The organism is Pseudomonas sp. B21-031 (assembly GCF_024748985.1).
GTDB lineage: Bacteria > Pseudomonadota > Gammaproteobacteria > Pseudomonadales > Pseudomonadaceae > Aquipseudomonas > Aquipseudomonas kermanshahensis.
This window is the reverse complement of record NZ_CP087181.1, coordinates 3718620-3731440: the sequence shown is the minus strand read 5'-3', so window position 1 is coordinate 3731440 and position 12821 is coordinate 3718620. Positions and strand designations below refer to the sequence as shown.

The following is a 12821-nucleotide window of genomic DNA, read 5'->3' as shown; positions in this document are numbered from 1 at the left end:
ACAGCACTCAGTATTCCCAGAAAATCCGCTGCAGCTCTTTGCTGTCCTGGGTCTTGGTCATTGCGACCATGGCCAGGATGCGGGCTTTTTGTGGGTTCAGGTCATGGGCCACGACCCAATCGTTCTTGTCGTCGGGTTGCTCGGCGTTACGCAGCACGAAACCGCCTTGGTTAACGTGGGACGAACGGATGATTTGCACGCCGTTCTTGCGCAGCTCTTGCAGCGCCGGTACTACCCGTGACGACACCGAGCCATTGCCGGTACCGGCATGGATGATCGCCTTGGCGCCGTTCTGCGCCAGTGCCTTGTAGGCGGTGTCGGTCACGTTGCCATAGCCGTAGGCGATGTCCACGGCCGGCAGGCTGCTGATCTGCTTGATGTCGAATTCCGAATTGACCGTATGGCGCTTGGCCGGCAGGCGGAACCAGTAGGATTTGCCTTCAACGACCATGCCCATTGGGCCCCAGGCGCTCTTGAACGCTTCGGTCTTGATGTTGACCGACTTGCTGACATCGCGGCCAGACTGGATCTCATCGTTCATCGTCACCAACACGCCCTTGCCACGCGACTGCTTGTCGCTGGCCACGGCCACGGCGTTGTACAGGTTGAGCATGCCGTCTGCCGACATGGCAGTGCCCGGGCGCATCGAGCCGACCACCACGATTGGCTTGTCGGTTTTTTCCACCAGGTTAAGGAAGAAGGCGGTCTCTTCCAGGGTGTCGGTGCCGTGGGTGATGACGATGCCATCGACGTCGTTGCTGTCGGCCAATTCGGCGACGCGCTTGCCCAGTTTCAGCAGGTCTTCGTTGGTGATGCTCTCGGAGGCGATCTGCATCACCTGTTCACCGCGCACGTTGGCCAGGTCGGCCAGCTCGGGTACACCGGCGATGAGCTTGTCGACGCCCAGTTTGGCCGCTTGGTAGGTGGCGCTGTTGGCCGCGCTGGCGCCCGCGCCGGCAATGGTGCCGCCGGTGGCGAGGATGACCACGTTTGCCAGCTTTTGTTGGGTTTCGGCTTCTTTGGCGGAAACGGCGGTCGGCAGGATCAGCAGCAACGCGAGTGCGCTGGGGGCGAAGGATTTAAGTGCAGCATTCATAGTTATTGTTCTCTCTCTTCCTATTGAGGCGATTGCTGTATCGCACAAGAAACAACGCATGTTTCGTACCATCCCTGGCAAGAGCCCGTATTTGCCTGCGCAACCCTGCACCTGTGGGAGCGGGCTTGACCGCGATGGGGCGCGCAGCGGCCCTATTCATTCGGAATCCCGAACAAGCATAGGAAAACCTGTTCGGTTTTTCGGAAAAATTCCGGATAATCTGCGCCAGGCGTGACTCGCCATTAACAGTTAAACGGATTTGACAAAACCAGGTCCTGTTTCCATAGTGAGTCAACGCAAACGTTTGCGATCCGATAAAAAACACAAGATTCGGAGTCATCGTCCATGAAACTGCCGTTCCCCGGTCGTCTGCTGGCCCTCGCTGTCGTCTCGTCACTTTCCCTGGCCTTGCCGCTCAGTGCTGCACACGCCGAAGAAAAACCCAAAGTCGCCTTGGTGATGAAGTCCCTCGCCAACGAATTCTTCCGCACCATGGAAGACGGCGCCAAGGATTATCAAAAAAGCCACGCCAATGATTTCGACCTGATCGCCAACGGCATCAAGAACGAAACCGACACCGGCGAGCAGATCCGCATCGTCGAGCAGATGGTCAACGCAGGGGCCAAAGCCCTGGTGATTGCGCCAGCGGACTCCAAAGCCCTGGTTTCAGCCGTGAAAAAAGCCATGGATCAAGGCGTGGTGGTGATCAACATCGACAACCGCCTAGACCCCGACCTGCTCAAAAGCAAAGGCATCAGCGTACCCTTCGTAGGCCCCGACAACCGCAAAGGCGCCCGCTTGGTGGGCGACTACCTGGCCCAGCAGAAGCTCAAGGCCGGTGACCAGGTCGGCATCATCGAAGGCGTGCCGACCACCACCAACGCCCAGCAGCGCACCGCCGGCTTCAAGGATGCGATGGAAGCCGCGCAGATGAAGATCGTTTCGGTGCAGTCCGGCAACTGGGAAATCGACAAAGGCAACGCCGTTGCCGCCTCCATGCTCAACGAATACCCCGAGCTCAAGGCCCTGCTGGCCGGTAACGACAGCATGGCCCTGGGCGCCGTGTCGGCCGTGCGCGCCGCAGGCAAGGCCGGCCAGGTGCAAGTGGTCGGTTACGACAACATCAATGCCATCAAACCCATGCTCAAGGACGGCCGCGTACTCGCCACGCTTGACCAGGCCGCCAGCAAGCAGGCGGTGTTCGGTATCGAGGCGGCGTTGAAGATGATCAACGGTGAGAAGCCGGACGTGGATGCCGACAATGTCATCCAGACCCCCGTCACGCTCATCACCCAGCCCTGATACCCGCCAGGAGAGAGGGCCATGCCTGCAACGGCCAATGAAGTGGTGCTCGCCGCCAGCGGGCTGGGCAAGACCTACGCCCAGCCGGTGCTTGGTGACGTCGGCCTGAGCCTGCGCGCCGGTGAAGTACTGGCCCTGACGGGCGAGAACGGTGCTGGCAAGAGCACGTTGTCCAAGCTCATCAGTGGCCTCGAGGTGCCCACCACCGGGCACATGACCTACCGCGGCCAGGCTTACGCGCCCGGCAGCCGCAGCGAGGCCGAGCGCCTCGGTGTGCGCATGGTCATGCAGGAACTCAACCTGCTGCCGACCCTGACCGTGGCCGAAAATCTGTTCCTCGACAACCTGCCCAGCCGCTTCGGCTGGATCAGCCACAAGCGCCTGCGCCAACTGGCCACCGCTGCCATGGCCCAGGTCGGGCTGGACGCCATCGACCCGGACACCCCGGTCGGCGAGCTGGGCATCGGCCATCAGCAAATGGTCGAAATCGCCCGCAACCTGATCGGCGATTGCCATGTGCTGATCTTCGACGAACCCACCGCCATGCTCACTGCGCGTGAAGTGGAGCTGCTGTTCACCCAAATCGAACGCCTGCGTCAGCGCGGTGTGGCCATCGTTTATATCTCCCATCGCCTCGAAGAACTGCAGCGCGTGGCCCAGCGCATCGTCGTGCTGCGTGACGGCAAGCTGGTGTGCGACGAACCGATCCAGCGCTACAGCAGCGCCGAGCTGGTCAACCTGATGGTCGGCCGTGAGCTGGGCGAACACATCGACCTGGGGCGCCGCGAGATTGGCGCACCCTTGCTGAAGGTCGACCGGCTTAGCCGGGGCGATAAGGTGCGTGAGGTGTCGTTCGAGGTCAGGGCAGGGGAGATTTTCGGTATCTCTGGCCTGATTGGCGCCGGCCGCACCGAGCTGCTGCGCCTGATCTACGGCGCCGACCGCGCCGACAGTGGCAGCATCGCCCTGGGCCAGCCGCCACAGGCAGTGACCATCGACTCACCCAAAGCCGCCGTCAAAGCCGGTATCGCCCTGATCACTGAAGACCGCAAAGGCGAAGGCCTGCTGTTGACCCAGTCGATCAGCGCCAATATCGCCTTGGGCAACCTCGGCGCGGTATCGCGCGCCGGTGTTCTCGACAGCGAGGCTGAAATGGCCCTCGCCGAACGCCAAATCCAGGCCATGCGCATCCGCAGCGCCGGCCCGCACCAGGCTGTGGGCGAACTGTCCGGTGGCAACCAGCAGAAGGTGGTGATCGGCCGTTGGCTGGAGCGTGATTGCCAGGTGCTGTTGTTCGATGAGCCAACCCGAGGCATCGACGTCGGCGCCAAGTTCGACATCTACGGTTTGCTGGCCGAACTGGCCCGCCAGGGCAAGGCCCTGGTGGTGGTGTCCAGCGACCTGCGCGAACTGATGCTGATCTGCGACCGCATTGCCGTGCTCTCGGCCGGTCGCCTGATCGACACCTTCGAGCGCGACCATTGGAGTCAGGACCAGCTGCTTGCCGCTGCCTTTGCCGGCTATCAAACACGTGACGCACTGCTGCATGACGCAGCACCCAGGATGGATGCATGAAAACCACTCCCCTCGACAGCCAAAACGCCACCCCCGTGCGCCGCAGTGGCACGTACTTTGGCCTGGGCACTTACCTGGGCCTGGCCGGCGCGCTGCTGGCGATGATCGTGCTGTTCTCGTTCCTCAGTAGCCACTTCTGGTCCTATGCCACCTTCAGCACCCTGGCCAACCAGATCCCCGACCTGATGGTGCTGGCGGTCGGCATGACCTTCGTGCTGATCATCGGCGGCATCGACTTGTCGGTTGGCTCGGTGCTGGCGCTGGCGGCCTCGACAGTCAGCGTGGCCATTCTCGGCTGGGGCTGGGGCGTGCTGCCCTCGGCGCTACTCGGCATGGCCGTGGCAGCCCTGGCCGGAAGCATCACCGGCGGCGTTACCGTGGCCTGGCGCATCCCCTCGTTCATCGTTTCGCTCGGCGTGCTGGAGATGGCCCGCGGTTTGGCCTACCAGTTCACCGACTCGCGCACCGCCTATATCGGCGATGCCTATGCCTGGTTCTCCAACCCGATCGTGTTCGGTATTTCGCCGGCATTCCTCATCGCCTTGCTGGTGATTGTCCTGGCCCAACTGGTGCTGACCCGCACGGTGTTCGGCCGCTACCTGATCGGCATCGGCACCAACGAAGAGGCCGTGCGCCTGGCGGGCATCGACCCGCGCCCCTACAAAGTGCTGGTGTTCGCCCTGATGGGCCTGCTCGCCGGCCTGGCCGCGCTGTTCCAGATTTCGCGCCTCGAAGCCGCCGACCCCAACGCCGGGTCCGGCCTTGAACTGCAGGTGATTGCCGCCGTGGTGATCGGTGGCACCAGCCTGATGGGTGGCCGCGGTTCGGTCATCAGTACCTTCTTTGGTGTGCTGATCATTTCGGTGCTGGCCGCAGGGCTGGCGCAGATCGGCGCATCGGAACCCACAAAACGCATCATCACCGGGGCGGTCATCGTCATCGCCGTGGTGCTCGACACTTACCGTAGCCGGCGTGCAGGCCGGCGGAACTGAAAACATGGCAACCATTAAAGACGTCGCGGCACTGGCGGGTATTTCTTACACCACCGTGTCCCATGTGTTGAACAAGACCCGCCCTGTCAGTGAACAGGTGCGGCTCAAGGTCGAGGCCGCCATCGTCGAGCTCGACTATGTACCCAGCGCGGTGGCGCGCTCGCTCAAGGCGCGCAGCACCGCCACCATCGGTTTGCTGGTGCCCAACAGCGTCAACCCGTACTTCGCCGAACTGGCGCGAGGGATCGAAGACGCCTGCGAGCGCAACGGCTACTGCGTGATCCTGTGCAACTCCGACGACAACCCGCAAAAGCAGCGCAGCTACCTGCGTGTACTGCTGGAAAAACGCATCGATGGCCTGGTTGTAGCGTCTGTAGGTGAAGACAGCGACCTGTTGCAAAGCCTGGCCTGCGTGCGCACGCCCATGGTCATCGTCGACCGCGAGCTGGACGGCGTTGACGCCGACCTGGTGCGCATCGACCACGAGCACGGCGCTTACCTGGCCACTCGGCACCTGCTGGAGCTTGGCCATCGCGACATCGCCTACATCGGCGGCCCGGCCGAAACCGGTGTCAGCCAACTGCGCCTGGCCGGTTTCCGTCGCGCCCTGCAAGAGGCGGGCGTAGCGGTGGAGCCCAGCCGCGTGCTGCATTGCGATTTCACCAGCCCAGGCGGCCACGGCGCGGCCGCACAGTTGCTGGACGGCAACCGGCCGACGGCGATTTTCGCCGGTAACGACATGATTGGCTTTGGCGTGCTGCGCGCCGCCGCCGAGCGCAACATCAACGTACCGGGTGAACTGTCGGTGATTGGCTTCGATGACATCGAGCTCAGCCGTTACGTCTACCCGCCGCTGACCACCGTGGGCCAGTCGATCCGCGAGCTGGGCGAAAGCGCCGCCGCGTTGCTGCTATCGCGCATCGCCACGCCTCGGCAGGGTTCGGCAGAGCAGCGCATCGTCGCCCCGCGCATCGTGCAGCGCGAGTCCACCGGGCCACGCCCGGACCTGTTCAATGATTACCGCTAAGGAGCGCTTATGCATGCCAAGGTAGTGGTGGTCGGTAGCCTCAACATGGACTTGGTCGCCCGCGCCCAGCGTTTGCCGCGGGCCGGTGAAACCTTGCCCGGCGAGGCGTTTTTCACGGCGCCCGGCGGCAAGGGCGCCAACCAGGCAGTGGCGGTGGCACGGTTGGGAGGCAGTGTGGCGATGGTCGGCAACATCGGCGATGACGCCTATGGCCAGCAACTGCGCAAGGCGCTGGAGCGCGAAGGCGTTGATTGCCAGGCGGTGAGCGTGTGCCAAGGGGTTTCCAGCGGTGTGGCGCTGATCACCGTCGACGCTGCCAGTCAGAACTGCATCGTCATCATTCCGGGTGGCAATGGCCTGCTGACGCCGCAGACGGTGCAGCGTTTCGACACGTTGCTGCAGGCGGCCGACGTCATCATCTGTCAGTTGGAAGTGCCGGCCGAAACCGTGGCCTGGGCCTTGGCCAGGGGGCACGAACTGGGCAAGCGTGTGATCCTCAATCCGGCGCCTGCTACAGGCCCGCTGCCCTCAACCTGGTTTGGCCATATCGATTACCTGACCCCAAACGAAAGCGAGGCCGAAGCTCTGACCGGTATCGCCGTCACCGACCAGGGCAGCGCCCTGCGCGCCGGTGAGCGATTGCTACAACTGGGCGCTGGCAAAGTGATCATCACCCTCGGCGCCCAAGGCGCCCTGTTAGTGACCGCGCAGGGCCATCAGCACTTCCCCGCGCCGGTGGTGCAGCCGGTGGACACCACGGCCGCTGGCGACACCTTCGTGGGTGGTTTTGCCGCAGCTTTGGTGCGGGGCCTGGAGGAGGGCGAGGCAATCGCCTTCGGCCAGCGCGCTGCGGCATTGTCGGTTACCCGCGTGGGGGCGCAACCGTCGATTCCCTACCTCTCGGAGCTGCAGCCATGAAAAAAACCGCGCTGCTCAACATCGCCCTGTCACGGACCATTGCCGGGTTGGGGCATGGCGACATTCTGGTGATTGGCGATGCCGGGCTGCCGGTGCCGCCTGGCGTCGAGCTGATTGACCTGGCGCTGACGCCAGGCATACCGGACTTTGCCAGCGTGCTGCGGGTGGTGCTGAGCGAGATGCAGGTAGAGCGGCATGTGCTGGCCGAGGAGATGCAGAAAGTGGTGCCGCCCGGGCTGGTCGAGATTGAGCGCTTGCGCGGTAAGCTGGGCAAGCGGGAGTGGATGAGCCATGAGGAATTCAAAGTGCTGTCACGCAGTGCGCGTGCCGTGGTGCGTACGGGGGAGTGCCAGCCGTACAGCAACATTGCCCTGATATCCGGGGTGACCTTCTAGCCGAGGGCGATGCCCTTGATCGCCGGCAAGCCGGCTCCCACAGGTCCTGTGCAGTTTGCCGAAGTATTCACAATCTCTGTAGGAGCTGGCTTGCCGGCGATTGGGCCGCAAAGCGGCCCCGCAACCTTTAACCAAGGCAACAGGAGTGCCCCATGCTCAAACCTCTGCTACAAGGACTCACCTTCATGGCCGCAGCCACCACCACCACCCTCCAGGCCGCCCCGCGCGACCTGATCATCGACACCGACCCCGGTGCCGACGACGTGGTCGCGCTGTTCCTGGCCATGGCCTCGCCCGATGAGCTGAACATCCGCGCCATCACCACCGTGGCCGGCAACGTGCGCCTCGATAAAACCTCGCGCAACGCCCGCCTGGCCCGCGAATGGGCTGGCCGCGAAGACATCCCCGTATACGCCGGCGCCGGCCGCCCGCTGGTGCGCACGCCCATCTACGCCGCCGAAGTGCATGGCGAAGAAGGCCTGACCGGTGTGCAAGTCCACGCGCCGCAAAAGCCACTGGCCCAAGGCAATGCCGTGCAATACCTGGTCGACACCCTCGGCAGTGCTAAACCCCACAGCATCACCCTGGCCATGCTCGGCCCACAGACCAACCTGGCCCTGGCACTCATCCAGCGCCCGGAGATCGCCCAAGGCATCAAAGAAGTCGTGGTCATGGGCGGCGCCCATTTCAACGGCGGCAACATCACCCCTGCAGCCGAATTCAACCTGTACGCCGACCCGCATGCCGCCGAGGTGGTGCTGGCCAGTGGCGTACAACTGACTTACCTGCCGCTGGACGTCACCCACAAGCTGCTGACCAGCGAAGCACGCCTCAAGCAACTCGCGGCGGTCAACAACCAGGCCAGCAAGCGGGTCGTGGATATTCTCAATGCCTACATCACCCACGACATGGACCTGTACGGCATGCCTGGCGGCCCGGTGCACGACGCCAGCGTCATTGCCTACCTGCTAAAACCCGAGCTGTTCAGTGGCCGACGCATTCACATCGCCATCGACAGCCGCGAGGGTCCGACCTTTGGCCAGACCATCGCCGACTGGTATGGCGTGCTGAAACAGCCTGCCAACGTCATGTGGGTAGAGGAGGGGGATGCTCAGGGCTTCTTCGACCTGCTCAGCGCGCGCCTGGCTCGATTGCAATAGGGGAATGCCGAGCGAAGCGCTCGAATGCTTGGTCGATAAAGCTGCGCGCCGCCTCGCTGCCGCGGTCGCGCACCAGCAGGTCGATGGCTATCAGTAGCAACTCTTCCGGCGTGCTGGGGCTGTAGGCGCTCTGGCCCTCCGCCCATTTGACCTTGATATCGGCGTCGATGCTGTGGCTGCTCATGAAAGGCTCTCACTGGGGGCCTGGGACGAAGGGGCGAACACCGGATCCTGATGTTCGAGGGAGGCACGGCGCGCTCCACTTCTTGCAGTAAATCATGCCTTTGCGTCAATGACTCTGCGACATAAGAATAAAAAGCTTTGCGCGGCAAACCAAGCGTATTGTGCAAAATCCAGTCACGATTGCATTTCGCCTCCACCGGCATGTTCAGGCAGACTTGTGCGGTTTTGCAACAAACAATGCGCGCAGCTGTCGGATCAGACAGTGCCCAGATCGATTTTAGGAGGATTCATGTTCCGTACCCGTGCTTACCTGGCGACCCTGGCGGTGGCTGCTGTACTGGCTGGTTGCAGTACCGGTGGCAATTCTGCTGGCAGTGCGCCTGCCGCACCGGCAGGCAACGACGGTCGCTGCGAAGCCAGCGGTGCCGATTTTGCCATCGGCAAGCCGGGCAGCCCTGACCTGCTGGAGCAGGCCCGCAAAGCCAGTGGCTCGCAGATGGCCCGTATTCTCAAGCCGCACGACGTGGTGACCCTGGAGTACCGCTCCGAGCGCCTTAACCTGAATGTGGATGAGCAAGGTGTGGTAACCCGCGTCAACTGCGGCTAAGCCTTTGCAAGCCCCATAAAAAAACCCGCCACTAGGGCGGGTTTTTTTACAGCTGTCCGAATTACTCCGGACGAACCTGTGCAGCCTGCATGCCTTTCTGGCCTTTCTCGGCCACGAAGGAAACAGCCTGGCCTTCTTTCAGGCTCTTGAAGCCGTCAGATTCGATGGCCTTGAAGTGTACGAAGAGGTCGTCGCCGCCGCTTTGTGGGGTGATGAAGCCGTAGCCTTTTTCATCATTGAACCATTTGACGGTGCCGTTTTGGCGATTGGACATGGGGTGAATCTCCAGACATTTGATTTTTTCAGTGGTGCGATGTTGCCGAGGCTCCGAAGCACCGGCAACATCATAGTCTAATTCTGCGCATCTAGCGCCTTTTACGTTCGCCGGATGTTGATCCAGCGCAAACAATGGGTGGCGGACCCCGGCTTTATGGTTTCAGCCCTTCGTGCATGCTTGCTTAACAACCGTTTGAGCTTTCTGCATCAGTTTGGCGTCCACGCCATCACTGCTGTTCAGGTCCTTGATGTCGTCATCGCTGAAGTTCTTTTCGATAGCTGTTGCGCCACAGGTGCAGTGCTGCTGCGCCGCCTTGGCGTCCAGGCCCTGGCCAGAGGCGACCTTGGTGCACTGGGACATGTAGTTTTGCTTCGCGCCAGCCGGGAACGAACCCGCGTTGGCCGCAACCGGCAGCAGCAGGGCTCCAGCAACGCTCAGGGCCAGAAGAGACGGAAATCTCATAACCAGACACTCCTTGGTTTAGGTCTCATCAAGAGTAGGATGCTTCCCAAAGTCTGATAGGAATTTTTCCGTGTAAGTTCACCCCGGTTGTGTAATTTCCAAATATTTCTGCATCGTGCCCAACCCCGCGTGCTAGCATGCTCGGCTTGTAGCTGACAACGTGTAGCTCACCTGTATTTTACCTTCCAGTCACTCTGGTTCGCCCCTGGTAAGCCGAAAGGCTTCTGCCACTGTGAGGCAGGCTTTCTCTTGAGAAAGACAGCGCGGATCTTGTACTGGCTCATCCCAACCCACGTGACCTTTGGTAGGGGTCACCACTAGGAGAGGAGGCGCCATGCCCACTATTACTCTTCCCGATGGCAGTCAACGTTCGTTTGATCACGCCGTATCCGTAGCCGACGTCGCCGCCTCTATTGGTGCCGGCCTGGCCAAGGCCACCTTGGCCGGCAAGGTCGACGGCAAGCTGGTCGACGCCTGCGACCTGATCACCCACGACGCCACCCTGCAGATCATCACCCCTAAAGATGAAGAGGGACTGGAGATCATTCGTCACTCGTGCGCCCACTTGATCGGCCACGCGGTGAAACAGCTGTACCCGACCGCCAAGATGGTGATCGGCCCGGTGATCGACGAAGGCTTCTATTACGACATCGCCTATGAGCGCCCCTTCACCCCAGAAGACATGGCCGCCATCGAAAAGCGCATGCTGCAGCTGATCGAGAAGGATTACGACGTCGTCAAGAAGATGACCCCGCGCGCCGAAGTCATCGACGTGTTCAAGGCCCGTGGTGAAGACTACAAGCTGCGCCTGGTCGAAGACATGCCGGATGAACAGGCCATGGGCCTGTACTACCACGAAGAATACGTCGACATGTGCCGTGGCCCGCACGTGCCGAACACGCGCTTCCTCAAGGCATTCAAGCTGACCAAGCTGTCCGGCGCCTACTGGCGCGGCGATGCCAAGAACGAGCAGCTGCAACGCGTTTACGGCACTGCCTGGGCAGATAAGAAGCAGCTGGCCGCCTATATCCAGCGCATCGAAGAAGCCGAAAAACGCGACCACCGCAAGATCGGCAAGCAGCTCGACCTCTTCCACCTGCAGGAAGAAGCCCCAGGCATGGTGTTCTGGCACCCGGACGGCTGGACCGTCTATCAGGTGCTCGAGCAGTACATGCGCAAGGTTCAGCGCGACAACAACTACCTCGAGATCAAGACCCCGCAGGTTGTTGACCGTATTCTGTGGGAGCGTTCCGGCCACTGGTCCAACTACGCCGAGAACATGTTCACCACGTCGTCGGAAAACCGTGACTACGCGGTCAAGCCGATGAACTGCCCATGCCACGTGCAGGTGTTCAACCAGGGCCTGAAGTCGTACCGCGACCTGCCGATGCGCCTGGCCGAGTTCGGTGCTTGCCATCGTAACGAGCCGTCTGGCGCCCTGCACGGCATCATGCGTGTACGTGGCTTCACCCAGGACGACGCGCACATCTTCTGCACCGAAGATCAGGTGAAGAAAGAAGCCGCCGACTTCATCAAGCTGACCCTGGACGTCTACAAAGACTTCGGTTTCAGCGACATCGCCATGAAGCTCTCGACCCGCCCAGCCAAGCGCGTGGGCTCTGAAGAGCTGTGGGACCGCGCCGAAGGCGCCCTGGCCGATGCCCTGAATGAGTCTGGCCTGGAGTGGGAATACCAGCCGGGCGAGGGCGCGTTCTACGGTCCTAAGATCGAATTCACCCTGCGCGACTGCCTCGGCCGTAACTGGCAGTGTGGTACCCTGCAGTACGATCCGAACCTGCCAGAGCGTCTGGACGCCAGCTACATCGCCGAAGACAACAGCCGCAAGCGCCCGGTAATGCTGCACCGCGCCATCCTCGGTTCGTTCGAACGCTTCATCGGCATGCTCATCGAGCATTACGCGGGTGTGTTCCCGGCATGGCTGGCGCCGACTCAGGCAGTGGTCATGAATATCACCGACAAACAGGCCGATTTCGCCCTTGAGGTTGAGAAATCTCTGAACGGTAGCGGTTTCCGTGCCAAGTCGGACTTGAGAAATGAGAAGATCGGCTTTAAAATCCGCGAGCATACTTTGCTCAAGGTCCCGTACCTTTTGGTTATAGGGGACCGCGAAGTCGAAACGCAAACCGTCGCTGTGCGTACTCGCGAAGGCGCAGACCTGGGCTCCATGCCCGTCGCGCAATTCGCTGAGCTCCTGACACAAGCGGTTTCCCGGCGTGGTCGCCAAGAATCGGAGTAATGACTATTAAGCGTGAAATGAGAAACGATAAACGTGCTGTACCGAAGGCCCCGATCAACGAGAATATCTCGGCCCGCGAGGTTCGGTTAATTGGCGCAGACGGCGAGCAGGTTGGCATCGTCTCGATTGATGAAGCGCTGCGTATCGCTGATGAAGCGAAGCTGGATCTGGTGGAAATCTCTGCAGACGCGGTACCGCCGGTCTGCAAGGTCATGGACTACGGCAAGCACCTCTTCGAAAAGAAGAAGCAGGCTAACGAAGCCAAGAAAAACCAGAAGCAGATCCAGATCAAAGAAATCAAGTTTCGTCCAGGGACGGAGGATGGGGATTACCAGGTAAAACTACGCAACCTGGTACGTTTCCTTACCGATGGGGACAAGGCCAAGATCTCTCTGAGATTCCGTGGTCGTGAGATGGCCCACCAGGAGCTGGGCATGGAGCTGTTGAAGCGGGTTGAAAATGACCTGCTTGAATACGGCACCGTTGAGCAGCATCCTAAGATGGAAGGACGCCAGCTTATGATGGTCATCGCCCCCAAGAAAAAGAAGTAATCTCCCGGGCACGGCAGGC

At 61.4% G+C, this 12821-nt stretch carries 14 protein-coding genes; 10 read left to right on the top strand and 4 right to left on the bottom strand.

What is annotated here, in order from left to right; translation table 11 throughout:
* Positions 1 to 7: 7 nt before the first annotated feature.
* A complete protein-coding gene (locus tag LOY53_RS16425) occupies positions 8 to 1096 on the bottom strand; it encodes an asparaginase (protein WP_027596135.1) in 1089 nt (362 codons plus the stop codon).
* Between the two features lie 345 nt (positions 1097 to 1441).
* Here LOY53_RS16425 and LOY53_RS16420 point away from each other — a divergent pair, with 345 nt between their 5' ends.
* The 7 genes from LOY53_RS16420 (at position 1442) to LOY53_RS16390 (ending at position 8465) form a co-directional block, all read left to right on the top strand.
* A complete protein-coding gene (locus tag LOY53_RS16420) occupies positions 1442 to 2398 on the top strand; it encodes a sugar ABC transporter substrate-binding protein (RefSeq protein ID WP_252824973.1) in 957 nt (318 codons plus the stop codon).
* A gap of 21 nt (positions 2399 to 2419) precedes the next feature.
* Entirely contained in the window at positions 2420 to 3973 is a 1554-nt protein-coding gene (locus LOY53_RS16415) for a sugar ABC transporter ATP-binding protein (RefSeq protein ID WP_099454637.1), read from the top strand.
* The gene (locus LOY53_RS16410; protein ID WP_258702978.1) at positions 3970 to 4965 is read left to right on the top strand and encodes an ABC transporter permease; all 996 of its coding nucleotides are present in this window, start codon (positions 3970 to 3972) and stop codon (positions 4963 to 4965) included. Before LOY53_RS16415 ends, LOY53_RS16410 begins: the two co-directional genes overlap by 4 nt.
* A 4-nt stretch (positions 4966 to 4969) precedes the next feature.
* On the top strand, positions 4970 to 5992 hold the full coding sequence (locus tag LOY53_RS16405) for a LacI family DNA-binding transcriptional regulator (protein ID WP_252824971.1): 1023 nt from the start codon (positions 4970 to 4972) through the stop codon (positions 5990 to 5992).
* A gap of 9 nt (positions 5993 to 6001) precedes the next feature.
* Positions 6002 to 6910 carry a ribokinase gene (gene rbsK, locus LOY53_RS16400; protein ID WP_252824969.1) on the top strand — a complete coding sequence of 303 codons (909 nt, stop codon included), beginning with the start codon at positions 6002 to 6004 and terminating at the stop codon, positions 6908 to 6910.
* The gene (rbsD, locus tag LOY53_RS16395) at positions 6907 to 7305 is read left to right on the top strand and encodes a D-ribose pyranase (RefSeq protein ID WP_027596141.1); all 399 of its coding nucleotides are present in this window, start codon (positions 6907 to 6909) and stop codon (positions 7303 to 7305) included. The genes rbsK and rbsD overlap by 4 nt, the downstream gene beginning before the upstream one ends.
* Positions 7306 to 7457: 152 nt before the next feature.
* On the top strand, positions 7458 to 8465 hold the full coding sequence (locus tag LOY53_RS16390) for a nucleoside hydrolase (protein WP_252824967.1): 1008 nt from the start codon (positions 7458 to 7460) through the stop codon (positions 8463 to 8465).
* Here the strand turns inward: LOY53_RS16390 and LOY53_RS16385 are convergent.
* On the bottom strand, positions 8437 to 8649 hold the full coding sequence (locus LOY53_RS16385) for a hypothetical protein (RefSeq protein ID WP_252824965.1): 213 nt from the start codon (positions 8647 to 8649) through the stop codon (positions 8437 to 8439). The genes LOY53_RS16390 and LOY53_RS16385 overlap by 29 nt on opposite strands.
* A gap of 288 nt (positions 8650 to 8937) precedes the next feature.
* On the opposite strand from LOY53_RS16385, the gene LOY53_RS16380 reads away from it, so the two are divergent.
* Complete coding sequence (locus LOY53_RS16380) at positions 8938 to 9255, top strand: I78 family peptidase inhibitor (RefSeq protein WP_027596144.1); 318 nt, start codon at positions 8938 to 8940, stop codon at positions 9253 to 9255.
* Between the two features lie 61 nt (positions 9256 to 9316).
* Here the strand turns inward: LOY53_RS16380 and LOY53_RS16375 are convergent, their stop codons facing one another.
* The gene (locus tag LOY53_RS16375; RefSeq protein ID WP_027596145.1) at positions 9317 to 9529 is read right to left on the bottom strand and encodes a cold-shock protein; all 213 of its coding nucleotides are present in this window, start codon (positions 9527 to 9529) and stop codon (positions 9317 to 9319) included.
* Positions 9530 to 9691: 162 nt separating this feature from the next.
* Complete coding sequence (locus LOY53_RS16370) at positions 9692 to 9994, bottom strand: hypothetical protein (RefSeq protein ID WP_252824963.1); 303 nt, start codon at positions 9992 to 9994, stop codon at positions 9692 to 9694.
* Positions 9995 to 10328: 334 nt separating this feature from the next.
* On the opposite strand from LOY53_RS16370, the gene thrS reads away from it, so the two are divergent.
* A complete protein-coding gene (thrS, locus tag LOY53_RS16365) occupies positions 10329 to 12251 on the top strand; it encodes a threonine--tRNA ligase (RefSeq protein WP_027596147.1) in 1923 nt (640 codons plus the stop codon).
* A complete protein-coding gene (infC, locus tag LOY53_RS16360; RefSeq protein ID WP_016487884.1) occupies positions 12251 to 12802 on the top strand; it encodes a translation initiation factor IF-3 in 552 nt (183 codons plus the stop codon). Before thrS ends, infC begins: the two co-directional genes overlap by 1 nt.
* The last annotated feature ends 19 nt before the right edge of the window (positions 12803 to 12821 follow it).

Bases quoted from the DNA above. Each gene is read 5' to 3' on its own strand.
- rbsK (WP_252824969.1), top strand. From the start codon at position 6,002: ATGCATGCCAAGGTAGTGGTGGTCGGTAGCCTCAACATGGACTTGGTC.
- rbsD (WP_027596141.1), top strand. From the start codon at position 6,907: ATGAAAAAAACCGCGCTGCTCAACATCGCCCTGTCACGGACCATTGCC.
- infC (WP_016487884.1), top strand. From the start codon at position 12,251: ATGACTATTAAGCGTGAAATGAGAAACGATAAACGTGCTGTACCGAAG.
- LOY53_RS16370 (WP_252824963.1), bottom strand. From the start codon at position 9,994: ATGAGATTTCCGTCTCTTCTGGCCCTGAGCGTTGCTGGAGCCCTGCTG.
- LOY53_RS16410 (WP_258702978.1), top strand. From the start codon at position 3,970: ATGAAAACCACTCCCCTCGACAGCCAAAACGCCACCCCCGTGCGCCGC.
- LOY53_RS16390 (WP_252824967.1), top strand. From the start codon at position 7,458: ATGCTCAAACCTCTGCTACAAGGACTCACCTTCATGGCCGCAGCCACC.
- LOY53_RS16385 (WP_252824965.1), bottom strand. From the start codon at position 8,649: ATGAGCAGCCACAGCATCGACGCCGATATCAAGGTCAAATGGGCGGAG.
- LOY53_RS16380 (WP_027596144.1), top strand. From the start codon at position 8,938: ATGTTCCGTACCCGTGCTTACCTGGCGACCCTGGCGGTGGCTGCTGTA.
- thrS (WP_027596147.1), top strand. From the start codon at position 10,329: ATGCCCACTATTACTCTTCCCGATGGCAGTCAACGTTCGTTTGATCAC.
- LOY53_RS16420 (WP_252824973.1), top strand. From the start codon at position 1,442: ATGAAACTGCCGTTCCCCGGTCGTCTGCTGGCCCTCGCTGTCGTCTCG.
- LOY53_RS16415 (WP_099454637.1), top strand. From the start codon at position 2,420: ATGCCTGCAACGGCCAATGAAGTGGTGCTCGCCGCCAGCGGGCTGGGC.
- LOY53_RS16375 (WP_027596145.1), bottom strand. From the start codon at position 9,529: ATGTCCAATCGCCAAAACGGCACCGTCAAATGGTTCAATGATGAAAAA.
- LOY53_RS16425 (WP_027596135.1), bottom strand. From the start codon at position 1,096: ATGAATGCTGCACTTAAATCCTTCGCCCCCAGCGCACTCGCGTTGCTG.
- LOY53_RS16405 (WP_252824971.1), top strand. From the start codon at position 4,970: ATGGCAACCATTAAAGACGTCGCGGCACTGGCGGGTATTTCTTACACC.